The sequence below is a fragment of the Lysinibacillus sphaericus genome (assembly GCF_015844675.1).
Taxonomy (GTDB): Bacteria; Bacillota; Bacilli; order Bacillales_A; family Planococcaceae; genus Lysinibacillus; species Lysinibacillus sphaericus_E.
Genome location: NZ_LDGC01000033.1, coordinates 13,428 through 30,850, shown reverse-complemented (window position 1 = coordinate 30,850; position 17,423 = coordinate 13,428). Strand labels below are relative to the sequence as shown.

Annotated in this window: 21 protein-coding genes; 6 read left to right on the top strand and 15 right to left on the bottom strand. The window is 36.1% G+C overall.

The annotated features are described in order from the left end of the window. Positions 1-66 precede the first annotated feature (66 nt). Positions 67-1,047, bottom strand: a complete 981-nt coding sequence (locus ABE34_RS10695) for an ABC transporter substrate-binding protein (RefSeq protein ID WP_197142399.1) — start codon at positions 1,045-1,047, stop codon at positions 67-69. Positions 1,048-1,220: 173 nt separating this feature from the next. On the opposite strand from ABE34_RS10695, the gene ABE34_RS10690 reads away from it, so the two are divergent. The 3 genes from ABE34_RS10690 to ABE34_RS10680 are packed head-to-tail and all read left to right on the top strand — an operon-like array spanning position 1,221 to position 4,095. Next, positions 1,221-2,222 (top strand): FecCD family ABC transporter permease, encoded by a 1,002-nt coding sequence (locus tag ABE34_RS10690; protein WP_197142397.1) that lies wholly within the window; start codon positions 1,221-1,223, stop codon positions 2,220-2,222. Further along, the gene (locus ABE34_RS10685) at positions 2,222-3,277 is read left to right on the top strand and encodes a FecCD family ABC transporter permease (RefSeq protein ID WP_197142395.1); all 1,056 of its coding nucleotides are present in this window, start codon (positions 2,222-2,224) and stop codon (positions 3,275-3,277) included. Before ABE34_RS10690 ends, ABE34_RS10685 begins: the two co-directional genes overlap by 1 nt. A 14-nt stretch (positions 3,278-3,291) precedes the next feature. Further along, the gene (locus ABE34_RS10680; protein ID WP_197142393.1) at positions 3,292-4,095 is read left to right on the top strand and encodes an ABC transporter ATP-binding protein; all 804 of its coding nucleotides are present in this window, start codon (positions 3,292-3,294) and stop codon (positions 4,093-4,095) included. 169 nt (positions 4,096-4,264) lie between these two features. On the opposite strand, the gene ABE34_RS10675 is transcribed toward ABE34_RS10680, so the two are convergent. Next, the gene (locus tag ABE34_RS10675) at positions 4,265-4,963 is read right to left on the bottom strand and encodes a peptidase E (protein WP_197142391.1); all 699 of its coding nucleotides are present in this window, start codon (positions 4,961-4,963) and stop codon (positions 4,265-4,267) included. A 211-nt stretch (positions 4,964-5,174) separates the two neighbouring features. On the opposite strand from ABE34_RS10675, the gene ABE34_RS10670 reads away from it, so the two are divergent. Further along, positions 5,175-5,705, top strand: a complete 531-nt coding sequence (locus ABE34_RS10670; protein ID WP_197142389.1) for a hypothetical protein — start codon at positions 5,175-5,177, stop codon at positions 5,703-5,705. Between the two features lie 17 nt (positions 5,706-5,722). After that, complete coding sequence (gene csaA / locus ABE34_RS10665) at positions 5,723-6,055, top strand: chaperone CsaA (RefSeq protein WP_197142387.1); 333 nt, start codon at positions 5,723-5,725, stop codon at positions 6,053-6,055. Positions 6,056-6,744: 689 nt separating this feature from the next. On the opposite strand, the gene ABE34_RS10660 is transcribed toward csaA, so the two are convergent. Both ABE34_RS10660 and ABE34_RS10655 read right to left on the bottom strand, forming a co-directional pair. After that, positions 6,745-7,383, bottom strand: a complete 639-nt coding sequence (locus tag ABE34_RS10660) for an O-methyltransferase (RefSeq protein ID WP_197142385.1) — start codon at positions 7,381-7,383, stop codon at positions 6,745-6,747. Then, positions 7,370-7,732, bottom strand: coding sequence for a hypothetical protein (locus tag ABE34_RS10655; protein ID WP_197142383.1), 363 nt, complete (start codon positions 7,730-7,732; stop codon positions 7,370-7,372). Before ABE34_RS10655 ends, ABE34_RS10660 begins: the two co-directional genes overlap by 14 nt. A 296-nt stretch (positions 7,733-8,028) precedes the next feature. Here ABE34_RS10655 and ABE34_RS10650 point away from each other — a divergent pair, with 296 nt between their 5' ends. Continuing rightward, a complete protein-coding gene (locus ABE34_RS10650; RefSeq protein WP_197142381.1) occupies positions 8,029-8,220 on the top strand; it encodes a hypothetical protein in 192 nt (63 codons plus the stop codon). Between the two features lie 195 nt (positions 8,221-8,415). On the opposite strand, the gene ABE34_RS10645 is transcribed toward ABE34_RS10650, so the two are convergent. The 11 genes from ABE34_RS10645 to ABE34_RS10595 form a co-directional block, all read right to left on the bottom strand. After that, entirely contained in the window at positions 8,416-9,036 is a 621-nt protein-coding gene (locus tag ABE34_RS10645; protein ID WP_197142432.1) for an NAD(P)-dependent oxidoreductase, read from the bottom strand. Between the two features lie 17 nt (positions 9,037-9,053). Further along, positions 9,054-9,611: a hypothetical protein gene (locus ABE34_RS10640; protein WP_197229822.1), complete on the bottom strand. Its 558-nt coding sequence runs from the start codon at positions 9,609-9,611 to the stop codon at positions 9,054-9,056. A gap of 65 nt (positions 9,612-9,676) precedes the next feature. After that, on the bottom strand, positions 9,677-9,979 hold the full coding sequence (locus tag ABE34_RS10635) for a hypothetical protein (protein ID WP_197142377.1): 303 nt from the start codon (positions 9,977-9,979) through the stop codon (positions 9,677-9,679). A 210-nt stretch (positions 9,980-10,189) separates the two neighbouring features. Beyond that, positions 10,190-10,390, bottom strand: a complete 201-nt coding sequence (locus ABE34_RS10630) for a hypothetical protein (protein WP_197142440.1) — start codon at positions 10,388-10,390, stop codon at positions 10,190-10,192. Between the two features lie 58 nt (positions 10,391-10,448). Continuing rightward, positions 10,449-11,132 carry a DUF1963 domain-containing protein gene (locus ABE34_RS10625; protein WP_197142375.1) on the bottom strand — a complete coding sequence of 228 codons (684 nt, stop codon included), beginning with the start codon at positions 11,130-11,132 and terminating at the stop codon, positions 10,449-10,451. Next, the gene (locus tag ABE34_RS10620) at positions 11,132-11,698 is read right to left on the bottom strand and encodes a DNA-3-methyladenine glycosylase I (RefSeq protein ID WP_197142373.1); all 567 of its coding nucleotides are present in this window, start codon (positions 11,696-11,698) and stop codon (positions 11,132-11,134) included. The genes ABE34_RS10625 and ABE34_RS10620 overlap by 1 nt, the downstream gene beginning before the upstream one ends. A 25-nt stretch (positions 11,699-11,723) precedes the next feature. Beyond that, positions 11,724-12,320, bottom strand: coding sequence for a class I SAM-dependent methyltransferase (locus tag ABE34_RS10615; RefSeq protein WP_197142371.1), 597 nt, complete (start codon positions 12,318-12,320; stop codon positions 11,724-11,726). Position 12,321: 1 nt separating this feature from the next. Next, a complete protein-coding gene (locus ABE34_RS10610; RefSeq protein ID WP_197142369.1) occupies positions 12,322-12,885 on the bottom strand; it encodes a cysteine hydrolase family protein in 564 nt (187 codons plus the stop codon). A gap of 255 nt (positions 12,886-13,140) precedes the next feature. Continuing rightward, complete coding sequence (locus ABE34_RS10605) at positions 13,141-13,332, bottom strand: hypothetical protein (RefSeq protein ID WP_079560942.1); 192 nt, start codon at positions 13,330-13,332, stop codon at positions 13,141-13,143. A gap of 473 nt (positions 13,333-13,805) precedes the next feature. Further along, positions 13,806-15,446, bottom strand: a complete 1,641-nt coding sequence (locus tag ABE34_RS10600; RefSeq protein WP_197142367.1) for a right-handed parallel beta-helix repeat-containing protein — start codon at positions 15,444-15,446, stop codon at positions 13,806-13,808. Positions 15,447-15,734: 288 nt separating this feature from the next. Then, entirely contained in the window at positions 15,735-17,417 is a 1,683-nt protein-coding gene (locus tag ABE34_RS10595) for a methyl-accepting chemotaxis protein (protein WP_197142365.1), read from the bottom strand. Positions 17,418-17,423: the final 6 nt, after the last annotated feature.

Here is a 17,423-nt window from a genome sequence, read left to right as displayed (position 1 = left end):
TAATAAACACTATACAATCATCCTCGTCGATGAAAGTATAGCGTTTTATAATTTAGGTCAACTTTGTTATTTAACAAAAATTTCTTCAATTTGGTCCAGCATAATTTCTGCTGCAAGGATGCCGCCAGCTGTGTTCCAAATTACATCATCAACTTTATGGACATTCCCTTTTTGTACTGCACTTAAGTTTTTCCAAAGTGGATCTTCTGTCCATTCTTTTTCAGTAGCTAATGCTGTATCATCACCTGTTGGCATGTAAGTAAAGTAGAAAAGTACATCTCCGTCCATTTTAGGAATTACTTCTTTTCCTACCTCAACAGCTAATTTTCCTAATTTCGCATTATCTTTAAATAGTTCCGCTTGTTCTGGTACACGTTTAAATCCTAATGAATCAAAAATTACGCCTGAGAATGAATCTGTATAGTAGATTCGAGATTTATCGGCCATAAAGCGTACGAATGACACCTCTTGATTCGTTTTATCGCCAAGCTTTTCTTTGACAGCTTGAACTTTATCATTATATGCTTTTAAAACTTCTTCGCCTTTAGGTTCTTGATTTACCGCTTTTGAATAAAGTTTAAAGTTGTCTTGCCAATCACCGCGTAATGTCTCTGCGAAAACTGTCGGAGCAATTTTGCTTAATTTTGCATAGTCTTTCTCTTGTCTTATTTTATTTCCAATGATTAAATCTGGTTTTAAAGAAGCAATTTTTTCAATGTTAACTTCACTCTCAACCCCAACTACTTCTACGCCTTCCAACTGATCCTTTAAATGGTCATACCAAGGATTACCTGAAAATGCTTGTACAGCCCCTACTGGTTTAATACCTAGAGCAAGAAGTGCTTCTGTCCCTTCGTTTGTTAAAACGACAACTCGTTTTGGTGTGTCTTTAACTTCAGTTGTCCCCATTGCATGTTCGACACTGTAAGCATTACTCTTAGTTGAACTTTCTTCTTTCGTGTTTTCCTTGTCATTGCCACATGCAGCTAAAACAAACACAGCGACAACAGCAAGCAAAACTAGTAGTTTTTGAAATGCCTTTTGCATCTTTTCTTCCCCCAATGTATATGATAGAATGTTTAAGCAGATTCAATGATAATGAGAATCACTTTCAACTGCTTGAGAACGAAATTAATCATATTGTAAGAATCTATTATTGTCAATGATTTATTTAACTAATATGAAAACACATTCTATTTGAAGGAAGCGTACAACTTTATATGATTTTAAAAAATAATTTTTCTAAAACAATTGCATTAATTGTAGGAACACTACTCCTACTCCTTTGTATGGGAATAAGTATTGTATACGGCTATGCAAATACGTCCATTCAAACGACTATTGACTCTTTTACACAATTTAATCATTCTAACGAGCATATTATTATTCAAAATGTCCGTATTCCTAGAGCTCTAATCGCTGCTTGTGTGGGTGCTTCCTTAGCTATTACAGGCGTGCTCATGCAGACGTTAACGAAAAATCCTTTAGCCTCGCCAGGAATATTAGGAATTAATGCTGGAGCTGGCTTCGCGGTTGTTTTTGCTATGATTTTCTTCCATGTTTCAAGTTTACAAGCCTTTGCCTGGATTGCTTTTTTAGGTGCCGCAATAGCCGCTTTATCTGTTTATGCTATTAGCTCGGCTGGACGAGACGCAGTAACGCCCGTCAAAATAACGTTAGCAGGTGCCGCTATTAGTGCATTATTTGCTTCTTTTACGCAAGGATTACTTGCAACAAACGAAGCAGCACTCGAACAAGTATTGTTTTGGTTAGCTGGTTCCGTGCAAGGCAGAAAGCTTGAAATTCTATTATCTGTATTACCTTATTTAGTAATTGGATGGATTGGTGCTCTATTAATCTCATCTAAAATGAATATACTTGCTCTTGGGGACGATGTAGCGAGAGGCCTTGGATTACCTTTAGGATTGATGAAGTTAATGGTAGGTATTATTGTCATTTTATTAGCAGGTGGTTCAGTTGCGATAGCTGGTCCTATTGGGTTTGTCGGAATTGTGGTACCCCATTTTGCGCGGAAGTTTGTTGGCACAGATCATCGTTGGCTCATTCCAATGGCTGCACTATTAGGTGGTATTCTTTTACTAATAGCCGATGTGGCAGCCCGCTATATTATTATGCCTCAAGAAGTACCAGTAGGAGTAATGACAGCGATGATTGGTACCCCATTCTTTATTTACCTTGCGCGAAAAGGTGGAAAAAAATAATGAAACAGTTAAAGACAGTACGTTTACTACAAAATAAAATCTCGTTTTTACTTGATGTTAAAGCTTCTAAAAAACTTACGTTTATTAGCATCATGACACTAGCCGTTTTTTTCTTTAGTGCCTCATTTGGTGATTCGTTTATAAATCCTTTTACGGTGATCCAAACTTTGTTCGGCAAAGGTTCTGAGTTCGATCAATTAATTATTGTTGATTTCAGAATGCCTAGAATATTTCTTGCTGCTTTTGCTGGAATGGCTTTAGCAGTGGCGGGCGCTATATTACAAGGGATTATTAAAAACCCACTAGCCTCCCCTGATATTATCAGTATTTCTGCAGGTGGCGGAGCGGCGGTCGTTGGTTTTTTAGCTATGTTTAGTGATTCTAATCATTCTTTAACAGTTAGTATCGAATGGTTACCCCTGGCAGGTTTTATCGGAGCAACCATTGTCGGACTTATTGTTTACGTATTTGCTTGGAAAGATGGTGTGACACCTACCCGCCTTGTGTTAATCGGTATCGGAGTCTCTGCATTTATGCAAGCCATTACGACAATGTTAATGATTATTGGCCCCATCTATCAAGCTAGTGAAGCCAATAAGTGGATTACAGGGAGCGTCAAAAGTGCTGATTGGAATCAAGTTCAAATTGTAGTTCCCTTAATACTAGTTCTACTACTTATAACATTTTTTATTACCCGACAGTTAAATGTCCAAGAATTGGGTGATGATACGGCTGCAAGTTTAGGACAGTCTGTACAAAAAGCACGACTCTTACTAATAATTTTGAGCTCAAGTCTAGTTGCTAGTGCGATTGCGTTTGCGGGAGCGATAGGATTTGTCGGCTTAATGGCACCGCATATTGCGAGACGCATTGTAGGGCCTTCATTTGGTGTGTTAATCCCTACATCTGCTGCCATTGGCGCATTACTTGTAATGGTTGCAGACATTATCGGACGTACAGCATTTAGTCCTTTAGAAGTACCAGCGGGTGTGTTTACGGCTGCCATTGGTGCTCCTTATTTCATCTATTTATTATTTAGAAACCCTAGAAAATAAAGGAGTCAAATTTCATGTCTATAACATTAGAAACTAAATCACTTACATTAAATTATGGTGATGCCAATATTATTGAAAATCTGAATTTATCTATTCCAATGAATGAAATTACTGTGCTAATTGGCGCCAATGGTTGCGGAAAATCTACACTTTTACGCTCCATTGCTCGATTATTAAAGCCTAAAAACGGTTCTGTATTATTAGATGGTCAAGATATTTTTAAATTATCGACTAAACAAGTAGCTAAAAAACTTTCTATTCTTCCGCAATCACCAGTTGCACCAGAGGGATTAACAGTCCTACAGCTTGTTAAGCAAGGTCGTTACCCACATCAAAGCTGGCGCAAGCAATGGACAGAAAAAGATGAAGAAATAGTGTTAAACGCCTTAAAAGCAACAGGTGTTGATCATTTACAGGATAAACCGGTGGACGAGCTTTCAGGCGGCCAACGTCAACGTGCCTGGATTGCTATGACACTTGCACAGGATACAGATATTATACTCTTAGACGAACCAACTACTTACTTAGATTTAACACATCAAATAGAAATTTTAGATTTATTATTTGAATTAAATCAACAACAAAAACGAACAATTATTATGGTTTTACACGATATTAACTTAGCATGTCGATATGCTGACCACATCATAACAGTTCGTGACCAAGGTGTTTTCCAGCAAGGAAGACCTGAAGAAATCATGACGACGAAATTAGTAAAGCATGTTTTTGATCTAGACTGTCAAATGACGAATGATCCTATTTTTGGCACACCATTATGTATTCCTTTTGGTAAAGGGCGGAAAATCTCTTATTCATAAAAAAATAGATATTCCTATTGCTTCATTAACATTTAAAAACGCTTAACCCTCATCTTTGAATCATATGTACATGATTTTAACCGTTAAAAAGTAAAGACGTTTTTCTTCTAAAAATGTATAAGCCTATTCAGGACATGAAAAATCACTGAGTAGGCTTTTTTAGCTATATTTATATATTCCCTAAATACTCCACAGCTAACTCTTGTTCCTTAATATCATTTTCCAAAGAGACCTTATATGCTTTCCCATTTGGTTTTGAACTAACGATTTTATGAATTTCTTGATCGTTGAAATGAACGGCTACTCCATCATCAACGGCAATTCCAGATGAGAGTTTATTCGCTTTCACCAAATGTTGATAAGCTGGTCTTCGATTGATTTCTCCATCATAATGAGGACAATTACTACCTGGAAGAAACCCTAAACAATTTATCGGCTCTAACTCTCCCCCGAATGAATCGGTTATTCCTTCCTCAAACCAACAAATTGACCCAGCACTAATACCTGTTAAAAGGATTCCCTCATGCCAAGCAGTTTTAAAAATACTATCTAACGACCATTCCTTCCATAAGGCTAAAAGGTTTTTAGTATTTCCTCCCCCAACATAAATGATATCCTTTTCCATAATAAAATTTTCTAAATCACGCGTAGGAGGAGAAAAAAGTGATAAGTGGGACGGTGTGCATGGTTGTGAATTAAAGAAAGAATAAAATCTTTCAATATAATTTTCTGAGTCTCCGCTAGCAGTAGGAACAAAGCAGATTTTAGGATTAGCTTTGTTAGACTGCTGTAAAATATATGTATCTAATAAAGGATTATGAGGCTCCATAGAAAAGCCTCCTCCTCCTAATGCAATAATTTGTTTCATTTCTACCCACTTCCGTTCTATTTAGTTTTTCGAAAAATATGAATTTAATTATACAACGTGACAAATATGAAAGTCATTTTTTTACAACAAATTATTAGTTGAGGTGCACTTTTAGCTGTATCCAAAACGAATACCAATCCAAAATGTATGGAAATTACGCTGCACATTCCAATGCCATAATGTTATATTATTGGGAAGGAGTGTGATTATTTTGTTAATAAAGGTAAATGTAGAGGATTTTGATTTCAATTGCTCCACTCTATTTGAAAGGTGCTTCGATCCGCTTATTAATATTTATAAGGTAAGAATGTCCGAAAAAACGCAGTTGGGTGTGAAAGAACATTTTTATGAGGAACTTACGGAAGGTCAAAGAGCATTATTTATGTTCAATGTTTATTATACCCATATTAATAAATCTCTTATCGAATTTTATTGGTGGAGTGCTTATTTCATGGCTCAACCTAAAAGTTGGGAAGCTATCAAAGCATGTTTTAATTATTTTGATGATGAACCCTTTCTTTTACTACTTGATAAAATAGAGCAAGAACTAAAACGACATAATCACCCTATGACATTAGAGAATTTTTCAATTACTCGTAATGAATTAAATCATAACAAAGAGCTCCATGCATCATTTGAATCGCTTTATGTAATGTTCGAAAATATTTTTCCAACTACTATAGAAAAAATAAATAATTTCATTGAAAAGAATTTACAAGAATTTATACAAATTAAAAATTAAATAAAGGAGTATTTTTTATGGCCACTATAGAAGACTTCATGAACCTTGATATTAGAATTGGTACTGTGATCCAAGCTGAGGAACTTCCGAAAGCAAGGGTACCTGCCATTAAAATGAAAATTGATTTTGGGGAAGAAATCGGCATCAAGCAATCTTCTGCTCAAATTACTAAGCACTATACACCTGAAGGAATTATTAATAAACAAGTAGTAGCAATCGTTAATTTCCCTCCCCGTCGTGTAGCAGGCTTTAAATCTGAAGTTTTAGTGATTGGTGGCGTTCCGGTAGAAGGCGATGTGATTTTATTAACGCCTGACCAATCAGTACCAAACGGAACTAAAATTAGTTAATTGATAGTGGTATCCTAGCAATTATGCCTCACACAATTGCGTCCGGAATTGGCTTTGCGCTAGGCCGACACAATTTCGGTAATGCCACAGAAAGTGCCGAGCTTTGACTGAGTTCCTCTATTTTAATGGGTGTTTGAACACGTGCTGTAATAAGTATAAAAATAAATCTAGTTTGCAGGCACAAAACTAACTTTAATTGCTTCTACATCATATAAATAGTAGTGTAAAGCTAATTAACCTTACACCTCCTGACTTGATACTAAGGGTCACTACTATTGTGGTGGCCTTTTTTGTTTCACCTATTACCATATGTTACAATTTTCCTCACATACTATAAGAACAAATCCCCTAATTTGGGAGGAAATTTAAAAATGAAATTTTATATAGATTGGAGCCATATCGTTAAAATCTTCACTTAAATCCCTACTCATACTAATTGGTTGGTTAAACGCTTCGTTTGCACTTGTCTTTTTTCAATTGTTTTGTGGTATTATGGCCATTTGTATGGGCATTGTTTTAAGAAATGATTATTATGAGAAAAAGCATGGACATCTCTTAATTATTGTTGGAATCATTGCTGGGATTATCGGATGGATACTCAATTATTTATACTTGTAGACTAAAAAAATGGTAAAGCAGAAAAGCACTAACATGTAGTCCGTCAGTGCTTTCGAAAGAAAATAGTGCGTTTACTTCTTCACTTTAGAAAGTGTCATACCATCACCAATTGGAATAACAATCGACTCTAATTGAGGATGGTTCGCTACTGCTTCATTAAATTTCTTCATTACATCCGTATAGTACTTTGGTTTAGCGTTTGGATCCGCCACACTCCCATTAGCAAGGACATTATCAGAAATTATGATAGCTTCTGGATTTGCTAGCTTCACACAATAATTTAAATAGTTTTCATAATTATCCTTATCAGCATCGATAAAGAAAAAATCGAATCGTTCATTACTCTGCTCCAGTTTTTCAAGGCTTTGCAATGCAGGTCCTGTCATATAGGTCACTTGTTCAGCAAAACCTGCTTTCGATAAATTCCTGTAAGCTAACTGCGCGTATTTTTCCTCTAGTTCTAGCGAAGTTAATTTCCCATCACTACCGAACCCTCTAGCAAGACAAATGCCACTATAACCCCCGAGAGCCCCTACTTCAAGAATGTTTTTAGCGCCAGTCATCGAGACAAGCATTGTTAAAAGTTTTCCAGAAGAAGCAGAAACAGAAATGGCAGGCATCCCGTTTTCTTCAATGGATGTAATAACGTCCTCTAAAATAGAGTCTTGCGTATGGAACACAGAATCAATGTAAGAATTAATTATTTTCATTTACGTTATTCCCTTCTTCATCATGGTTTATAGATTTTACATCCTGTTGATTGTCGGGTGTATCCAGCGTTTCACTTTCATGTATTTCAAATAATTGACTGAATTCATTGATGACCATATCAATGGCTTTTAATTCCCCCACTAATATTGGCTGAATCGATTGAAACTCTGGTTGCTCTAATTGTTGCTTAATCGTTGCACGCTTTAAGTTCATCATCTCTAAAAAAGCTATAGCTCTTCCACGACGGAAAGTTTTAGGGCCACGTTGATGAGAGTCATCTCTTCCTCTATGACGTCCCCCTCGATGATGTCCCTCTTCTCTAATTTCCTTCATTTTTTCACTTCTCATTTTCATTTTCCTCTAGTTATATACATTTGTATACAATTAACAGTGTATACAAATGTATACAACTAGTCAATTAACCTTCTCTATTCATTTACTGTTTCCTCATTTCATACTTTAACAACAGAAACATTAAACGTTTTAAGGAATTATGTAATATGTACTTCCCTCTGTTCTTCCATTAAACTGTAAATAATAGCCATCACCATAAAACGGTAATTAATAGTTGTGTGACTTCTAGGCGTTAAGGATTCATTAGTATTGATGAAGAGGACTTCATGTTCAAAAGAAGGAGCGATAAAATGAAAAGGCCATTTTTAAAACTTGGTCTATTACTTGTTTTTGGCGTAGTGTTTTTAACTGGGGTGCAATCATATTTTAATCAACAGGAAATTAATTTGGCTAGTGAAAGGTGTCTAAAAGCAGGTGGAGAACCCATTGTAGAAAGAGATCTTCTTTCATTAAATTACACCTTTGCATGCCATATCAAATAATTGATCTTATGAGTAAATTTGAAAAAAGTTGTTGGTTTCCCCCGATTGAATGTCTCTTATCTATTCAATCCAACAAAAAAGCGTTAATCATTCTTTGATTAACGCTCCCTTTATCTGAACAAGATTTGCCAAACTTCCACTTCCATCCGTCTATTTTCAGCCTCATTTTGTCCACTCTTATTCTTTTTTAGAAATCTAATAAGCAATACCTACACGCGATTTCACATATTCCTTATTCTGAATTTGTTGATAGGCGAACTCTGCCGTGTCTGCTACAGATATTTCTCCCCCACCCTCCGGTAAAAAGTCCTGTTCAATGCGATAGGTACCCGTATATTCACCGTCAGGTAAGTATGTAGGACAGACGATTGTCCAATCAGTGTCAGATTTCTTCAATAACTGATAGACGTTATGATGCTCTTCTGCCGCAAAGGTTGTTTTTCTTTTGGACTCACTCGATTGGTAACGCAATACACTTGGTGTCAGACGACTTTGTAGAATTCCAGCAGTTCCAATCGTTATAATTCTTTTCACATGCTGTTTTTCCATTACTTCAAGAATTAGCGGCATACTTTTCGTTAATGTATTGGTGCCATCCGTGTTTAATGCACTGATCACAATATCAATATTCGCCATGACATTTTCGATATCTTGTTTTTCTAATACATTTCCTTGTACAATCTGTAATTTTTCATCATTTAGGTTTAGCTTATTTGGAGTACGAACTAAAGCAGTAACGCTATGTTCATCTTGTAAAGCTAGGGAAACAATGTGGCTACCAACGCGTCCAGTGGCGCCTAAAACTAAAATTCTCAGAATGATCACCTCTTTTCTTAATTATAGCACACAAATTTTCTGTAACTTGTTAGAGGTCTTTTACCATTCTTACTTGTTGTTAATGAATCAATAAGTCTGACATTAACGATAAACAGCTGAAGATCATTTGTTTCCGCAATACTATTGACGATTTTTTGGATTTCGCTTTCTGTACTCTTTTCTAATGTATCTAAATTATGTAATTGTATAGTAATTACTTGATTGTTTGGAGATTCAATTAAGTAGCCGATTGTACTATCAGGATAATAGCCTGCTGCTCGTAATGCTACTATAATTTTTTTTGTAAAATTCGTATTTTGTAATTTTTCACCAATTACTTCATTATAATTTGTATCGGGATTTTTTTGAATGGGTCTTTCAATTGAAGGTTGATTAAACTTAATCAAGGCAGCAACTATTACGATCACGGAAAATAAAATAAAAAGGCTTTTCATGAACCCTCTCATATATTCTCTCCATTCCATCTTTTTAATAGAATACGCTTCTCTTTTCAAATCATGAATTGATCCCATTTTCCCGTAATGTACAGCAATGATCGAAATGATTTTTATCAATTTGCCAGGCTACCATTTAATTCACCTGGCAAAATTATTGTAAAGGACAAAAATCACCTTATAGTTCATTTATTAACGATAACTTTCACAACTGGTTCTAATTTTCCTACATATACATCTCCAAGATAATCTACATCTATAACGATAACTTGTGGCACGAAACGTTGAATGCTTTCTAAAAGACGTGCAGTATTTCGTCTTTTGGCAAGCTGGAAAGGTGGAAGAGTGTCTAGTCTAAAACCAAAATCTCTGTACAATGGGCAAGAAATTACGAAAGTAGATAATATATACGCTACATTTTGTAATATTTCATCAACGCCTGAAGCATTAAAATCAAAATTGCTTTTGGCGGTTACTTGATGTGTCATCCTATCAACCTTTCTTCTACGATACATGGAAAGATGTTAGTAATCTTTCTGAATATGAGCTTTTCATCAAAAAAAGAGCACTTAGTTATTTATGCTAAATGCTCAAAAGTTATGAGAGGCACACATTCGTTATTGTATGTATACGATGCTATGTATCGCTAAACAATTGCACAGTGTCACGTTCCAAATTTGCGCTTCTTTGATTGGATTCTATTTAAATATTGCGTAATAAATGACATATAACCAGCTTAAACAACCATGTATGATGGCCCAGATGATCGAATGATTGACACTCCAAGAAATAGTAATCGCCAATACTGTGCCAAAACTAATACCACTCTTAATGACTGTTTTGTTTTCCATTTTTCTCACCTTCTTTACTTTTCTAACTTCGGAAGTATGTCTCCTCATCTTTATTCCTCCTCATCATGCCATCACTGTAACATTACTGTTTGAAATGATTTTAGCGCTAATAAAAATCGCAATCTACACGCCACTCATTTAGCTCCCGATTAAAAAAGAAATAGAAATTCCCATTATCGACGATATTAAAATACGCCTTCTCGTCTGACGCAATTTGGAGTACAAACGGAAATTCCTCACCGTAATCACGACCACTTTGGCAAAAAGCTGGATAGCCACCAATTTTATGCACGGCGTATATTTCTTCAACGATATCATCGAAGTACTCAATATCTTCTTCGTGCTCTAGCCTCAAAATTTCATCCTCCACATCAGACGGAATCCCTCCCCCATCCCATGTCGGATAATCATTGTCAACCATTTTCGGAATAAGCGGGAAAGCTCGAATTCGGTCATGCTGCCAATTTTGCTGGACTAAACCTTCTAAAGAAGTATATGCTCTTATTTCAAAAAAACGGCTAAGATCATCTTCTATTAGGTGATCAAATATTTCTTCATTCATAAATAACGTTAGCAGCTCAATTTGTTGAAGCGATGTCGGTACATAAGGAAGCTCCTTTAAAAATAATGTAGCAAGTGGCTGAAACCCTCGTGGACACCCCTCTGCAGGTAATGACCATCCTACAAAGCCAATCCAGCTTTCTAGCAGGTCATGTGTAGGTCTAATACCACCCGTTTCAAAGATCGTTGCTTGCCTTACTAATCGAGCCTTAATATCCACAACTTTCATCAGCTATCACCTTTACTGCGACAAAAACAATCGACGACATGGTCATTTACCATTCCTGTTGCCTGCATAAATGAATAGCAAATCGTACTACCAACAAATTTAAAGCCGTCTTTTTTTAATTGCTTGCTCATACGTTCACTAATTTCTGTTGTAGCAGGTACGTCTGCAATGGACGACCATTCATTGATGATCGGCTCATGGTCGACAAAGCCCCAAATATATTGAGAGAAGGATCCATACTGCTCCTGTATACGCAAAAAGGCTTGCGCATTCGTTACAACACTAGCAATTTTAAGCTTATTTCTTACAATGCGAGAATCCTGTCTAAGCTCTTGTAGCTTGTCCTCCGTATAGAGAATAATTTTCGAAGCATCAAATTGGTCGAAAGCTGCCCGGTAGCCCTCTCTCTTTTGTAAAATCGTCCACCAGCTAAGACCAGCCTGTGCCCCTTCTAAACAGAGCATCTCAAATAAATGCTGATCATCATGGACAGGAATACCCCATTCTTTATCATGGTATTCAACATATAAAGGCTCATCTTGCTTGACCCATTCACATCTTTTCATTGATATATCCTCCATTTACTATGATTCATTTAATTCCAGTAATACAAAGCCAACCTTTTTGCGAGTTTTCTCGTATAGTAACAGTTTGAAATCCAACACTTTCAAACAACTGCTTGATTTCAGACTTAGTTTTATAAGCTTTCATATGATAATTAATTTTATAGAGCTCCGAAATGATGATAAACTTTCCATCGTCCTTCAACACTCTAAATACTTCCTTCACATCATTTGCTAAATCTGGCCAAAAATAATGCGTTTGGAACGCTGTAATCGTATCGAAAAACTTATCCGTGTGCGGAATGCTTGAAACACTTGCTTGCGTTACGATCACTTTTCCATTCGCCACATCCAATTGATTGGTTTTCGAAGAATCTTTAACCGCCTGCGCAGAAAAGTCTATACCATAGATTTTACCACTTGGATTCATTTTCGATAAGGATTGAAGCGTTTTTCCACCTCCACATCCAATATCTAACACAATATCACCATCATTTACAGCTTCCTGTTTCATGAGCCAAGTATTCATACCGCTATGTGCCTTATTCATAATTCGTAACATCAATGAGCCTACGAATCCTCTTGGTTGTTTAGCTTGCTCAATCAATCGCTGTAAAAGTGTCATGTCAAAATTCCCCCTTGTCATTGTCGCTTTTAAAAACCTGCTGAGAAGTAAGGATTAAGAGGTCTTGTGTAGCTAGCTTTGTTAAGGCGGTTTCCTTACTTTGATCTGTAGCACCTGCTACTGCATCTCTCACAACTGTTACAGCAAAACTTCTAGCTAGAGCCCCTTTCACAGTTGCTGTGACACAACCTTCAATAAATGCACCTGTTACTATTAACTCGTTTATGTCATTATTTTTTAAATACGTTACTAAGTTGGGATTATTAAATGCATCCGGTTTCTTTTTTGAAAAAAACTCACTATCAATTCTTAATAATCGTTCATCCAATTCAGCACCCTTACTTCCTTTTAAAGCTGTGAATTTTCGTAAAAGATTCGAAAGTACCTGCGTTCGCTCAAACTCATTTCTAATATAGATGACTGGAACATTTGATTTTACAGCGCCTTTTATAAGGTCATTTATGCTATTTAAAGTTGGCTCAATTTGATGCTTCGCTACAGGCATTCTCGCTTGATCGCTAAAGTAATCATTTTGAATATCAAGTATCATTAACGCTTGCTTCAAACTACTCCCCTCCCCGTTCTTTTCTATCTTATCTCTCTACGTTCTGAAAAATAAAAAAGTTTCAAATTTTACCATTCACAAGGGAGGTTTATGTTCAAAAAAAATCACAAGTGCCTTTAGCAAATAGCACTTGTGATTTTATTCATCTATAAGTAGGATAATATAGTCGTTTTAAAGGGTTATTATTTTTTTGTCAATTAATCGCAAATAATATGGTATATGTAAAAAAGATAGCTACTCATCCTACAATATTTTCTAATTTAAATATGTATTGTTGGCAATACTTCTTTCTCGCTCGTCCATTACTAAATGGATAATAAATGCAAGTTGTTGCTCGATTCGCAAATTGTTAAGATGCAGGATGTCCGCAATTGCATTTTTTTGTATCTCCTCTAATCCTGCCTTCTCAAGCATTAACATAATTTCTTCTTTTGTCAGCCCAAACATTCCTTTTTCACCTCTACTTCATCCAATTATTATTTTACAATCATTTTTCATATTACTAAAACAACGAACTAGTAAAGCATTCCATGAACTTTTTTTCCCCTGATTATAAGATAACATATACAAATTAAACAATCCAAAATCTACTTAAATGTAATAAAATTTTAACCTCTGTAAAAAAACATTATTATTTAATAATAACTTTTAATACAATACCTAGATCGATACTTGTTATTCACTAACTCTATTATAAAAATAACAAGTGCTTTTGTCGAATTTTAGATTTCAGCGCTACAGTGTAAATATCATTATAAAGAAACCGTTTACATACAAATATAAATGGCTATAAACAATGAAGAAGTGTCTTTTTACGTACCCATTCTATTTATTTACATCGTTATAACAGTACTTTTACCCCATAAAAAAAGTAATTTCAAAATAATTGAAACTACTTATCCTACTTTTTTATTCGTTACCTATACTGTTTTATTAACATTATTCGTCGAGGCAATAATGTTAAGTTTTTGTAAATTTTCGACTTGTATTCGTAATCTTTCGTCCAGTATTTGCATGTCGGTTGCTTCTGCTTGATTTATTACATCGTGCTTTGTTTTAGCATTGGCTTGCAAATAAACGATTCTCGACGATGAATCACTCTTCCACAACGCCTTGTTCGTATACCCTTCGATAAATATTTGACTTTTACCCTGTACAATAGAGGGCATTTTTACAGTACCTAGATCTGTGTACACCATCTCAAGTAAAGATTGGTTGGACACCGCTAAAAATGGACGATGGACTTCATCAATCGTACAATGCTTAAAACGGCCCATTGACTGATCAGACCAAACGATTGCATACGGACCTTCATAACAGTTTTTAAATTTACTATTTGCTACTTCAAAAATAGCATCAATACAAGTAATCGCATTCGCACGAATATGTTCGAAAGTACAATTATCAGTAAAGAGCCGAGCGTTATTAATATAAATATGGTGACTTTCGAGCTCTCGGATTATGGTATTCTGGAGTGAAACCTTAGCATGATCATTGCCATAAATACCACCTGCCTGCCCAAATTGAATTATGCACTGATTGAGCATTAGCCCGCTGGCATCAACAATCATTTGAAATTGCGGGTGTTCTTGGATATTACATTCTGTCATCGTTACATCTGCTTCATTAACAACCGTTACTCCCGTTGCCTCTCCCTTTTCTATTCTACAAGTACGAAACTCCGCTTTACTATTTTCAATTAATAACTGAGATTTCACATGCCGATAAATCTTACAATCGTACAATATCGCCTTCGATTTCTCGCCAAGAAAAAGGCCATTTCCCACCCCATCAGAAAAGATAGAATCCGTTACGAACAATTCACTTTGATGAACAACTAAATGCGTGTCTTGATGTTGCTTGATTTCACAGCCATCCATCGATAGCTTCGTGTTCTCAAAAACTTGAATCCCTATACTTTGCCCTTGGTGAATAAGGGTATTCATCATTGAAATTGAACTGGAGGCTGCAACAATTTGTGCCTTATGATGTCCATGAATTTCACAATCCACCATCTCCATTTTCACATTCCGTATTGCATAAATGCCATTTGCTCGCCCTTCCAATAGCATGCAATTCGTCAAAGTGATTTCACTATTTTGCACCATAATTTGAGCCTTCTTATGATGCTGGATAGTCGTATCCACAAGAATAACACTCGAACCATTATCAATACGTAAGCCCACATGATTGATAGGACTCGCTAAAATATCAACATTTTTCATCATTAAACTTCCGAAGCTCACGGTTACTTGTGTTTGCACCATTTGCTGCTCAATGACACAGTTTTCTAGTTGTAAATCTCCCTTTACATAAATACCCTGCCCTTGCGTAAAACGCAAATTTCGCATATTCACAAGTGTCTGATAGCGTATAAACACGCCACCTTTAATGACCACATTTCCTACCCCATACAATGTAAGCCTTTGGGAAATTTCAAAGCTTTCTTCATAGATCCCTTCCCGGATTTCAATAAAATCTCCCGGCTTTGCTTCTTGAATCGCCTGCCCAATGCTTTGGTATTTGTACATAATACCTCTCTTTACAACAAGTGTCGCCATCTCCACACTCCTTATCGAAGCTTATTCATGCAAACATGAAAGTAATTGTCGGTTTTATTTTATTTATAGCCTCATTGAACTTCCTGTTATTCAATTTTTGGATAAATAATTTACAACCAGCTTTTATTTAGAGCGACAAAACTACATTTGATAAAGGTATTTCCTCTTTTGATTTCACCCTTCTTGCTAAACCACATAAAAATAAAACCAGCAATCACACGAATTTCTCGTCGATTGCTGGTTTAACCGATTTTCATAATTCAATTCTACAAAACACAATACATGCAATTACAATTTAAACTTCCTAACAAGGTCATTTAAATTTTCTGCCATGCCCGCTAAATTGGCTGAACTATTTTTGATTTCGTCCATGGAGCTTGCGGCTTGTTCGATTGTTGCTGAAGTTTCTTGGATGCCTGCAGCAGATTGTTCTGATACAGCAGCAATTTCGTCCACTGATTTATTAATCGTAACGGTATTTTGTACTACCTCTTCTAGCTTTGTCATCACGCCATCAATATTCGTTGACATGGCGTAAACGGCCTCTGCAATTTGGTTGAATGTTTCATTTGTAGATGCGATTTGAGCCGTACCTTTTTCAACCTCATGATAGCCAGTTTCCAGTGAGGATGTTACCGTGTTAGAATCTTGTTGAATTTTTTGAACAATCCCCGTTATATCGTCCACGGAGACGGCTACTTGTTCAGCGAGTTTACGCACCTCGTCTGCAACGACCGCAAATCCTTTACCATGCTCCCCTGCGCGAGCTGCTTCGATCGCTGCATTAAGAGCAAGTAAATTCGTTTGTGCAGCTATATCTTGTATGACAGCTACGAGTTTTGAAATTTCCTGTGTTTGTTTACTAAGTTCATCTACCTTATAAACAGAATCCTTCACTATATGATGAATGGATGACATTTGCGCAGTTGATGCGTCCATTAAACTTTGGCCCTCTTTCGTTAAAGCCATAACATGTTGGGAATATTGCTGAACATCTGTACTACTATTATTGACATCTGTCACCTTTAAGGTGAATTCTGTCATTGTTGTCGCTACGTCTGATGCATTACTCGCCTGCACTTCTGTGCCACTTGCAATTTCAGTAACTGTATCGACAATTTGTTCCGTACCCGTTTTCACTTCTGTCGACGATTGCATAAGCTCTTCACTATGCGCAGCTACGTCATTAGAAACTGTTTGAATTTGCTTTAATAATCGATTCAATATATCGGACATCTTATTAGTCGCTTCTGTAAGCTGTCCTATCTCATCTTTGGATTTCACAGCAAGTGCAGGTTCACTTAAGTCACCTTCAGTAATTCGTTGCATACGATTTGTTAAAGCGATGATTGGTCTTGAAATCAGTCGAGCACTTAACAATGCAATTATAATCGAAACGATTACAATGACAATTCCAACAAAACTACCTGTCAGCTGCTTAGTCTCTCCTGCACTGATAATATCTGCGCCAGTCGCATTAATCGATTGCTTACGATGCTCGGCTAATCCTTCATAGCCTTCACGTATTTCCGTCACTTTTTCATTCATAGAAGCTAAATTTTTCGTTGCTAGTTCCTTCTGACCTCGATCATAAACATCAAATACCTCTTTTTCAACATAGCTATTCCATTCCTTCGCCATTTCCGCAATTTTGCCGAAATCCCCTGAATCTGTAATTTCTAAACGCTTTTGTTCGTTCTCAACAGCATGCTTTACAGTATCTTCAAAAATCTTCTTATACTTTTCTTCGCCAGAAAGTACATACCCTCTAGCCGCAGCAATTCTTAGCGAAATCGTTTGAGCTTGCTCATAATCTGCAATTAATAATTGCAATTCTTCATCAACGATTTTTTCCGTTGCGCTATTGCTTTGTTCTATTGCAAAGTTATTGTAAACAATGTATAAAATGACGATTGCTATAACAATGCTGAAAGAAAAAACGATTCTTTTACTAATAGACTTAAAATTCATTTCAAA

Coding starts and splice junctions, on each gene's coding strand:
- ABE34_RS10695 (WP_197142399.1), bottom strand. CDS start 1,047: ATGCAAAAGGCATTTCAAAAACTACTAGTTTTGCTTGCTGTTGTCGCT.
- ABE34_RS10690 (WP_197142397.1), top strand. CDS start 1,221: ATGATTTTAAAAAATAATTTTTCTAAAACAATTGCATTAATTGTAGGA.
- ABE34_RS10685 (WP_197142395.1), top strand. CDS start 2,222: ATGAAACAGTTAAAGACAGTACGTTTACTACAAAATAAAATCTCGTTT.
- ABE34_RS10680 (WP_197142393.1), top strand. CDS start 3,292: ATGTCTATAACATTAGAAACTAAATCACTTACATTAAATTATGGTGAT.
- ABE34_RS10675 (WP_197142391.1), bottom strand. CDS start 4,963: ATGAAACAAATTATTGCATTAGGAGGAGGAGGCTTTTCTATGGAGCCT.
- csaA (WP_197142387.1), top strand. CDS start 5,723: ATGGCCACTATAGAAGACTTCATGAACCTTGATATTAGAATTGGTACT.
- ABE34_RS10660 (WP_197142385.1), bottom strand. CDS start 7,383: ATGAAAATAATTAATTCTTACATTGATTCTGTGTTCCATACGCAAGAC.
- ABE34_RS10655 (WP_197142383.1), bottom strand. CDS start 7,732: ATGAGAAGTGAAAAAATGAAGGAAATTAGAGAAGAGGGACATCATCGA.
- ABE34_RS10650 (WP_197142381.1), top strand. CDS start 8,029: ATGAAAAGGCCATTTTTAAAACTTGGTCTATTACTTGTTTTTGGCGTA.
- ABE34_RS10635 (WP_197142377.1), bottom strand. CDS start 9,979: ATGACACATCAAGTAACCGCCAAAAGCAATTTTGATTTTAATGCTTCA.
- ABE34_RS10630 (WP_197142440.1), bottom strand. CDS start 10,390: ATGAGGAGACATACTTCCGAAGTTAGAAAAGTAAAGAAGGTGAGAAAA.
- ABE34_RS10625 (WP_197142375.1), bottom strand. CDS start 11,132: ATGAAAGTTGTGGATATTAAGGCTCGATTAGTAAGGCAAGCAACGATC.
- ABE34_RS10620 (WP_197142373.1), bottom strand. CDS start 11,698: ATGAAAAGATGTGAATGGGTCAAGCAAGATGAGCCTTTATATGTTGAA.
- ABE34_RS10615 (WP_197142371.1), bottom strand. CDS start 12,320: ATGACACTTTTACAGCGATTGATTGAGCAAGCTAAACAACCAAGAGGA.
- ABE34_RS10605 (WP_079560942.1), bottom strand. CDS start 13,332: ATGTTTGGGCTGACAAAAGAAGAAATTATGTTAATGCTTGAGAAGGCA.
- ABE34_RS10600 (WP_197142367.1), bottom strand. CDS start 15,446: ATGGCGACACTTGTTGTAAAGAGAGGTATTATGTACAAATACCAAAGC.
- ABE34_RS10595 (WP_197142365.1), bottom strand. CDS start 17,417: ATGAATTTTAAGTCTATTAGTAAAAGAATCGTTTTTTCTTTCAGCATT.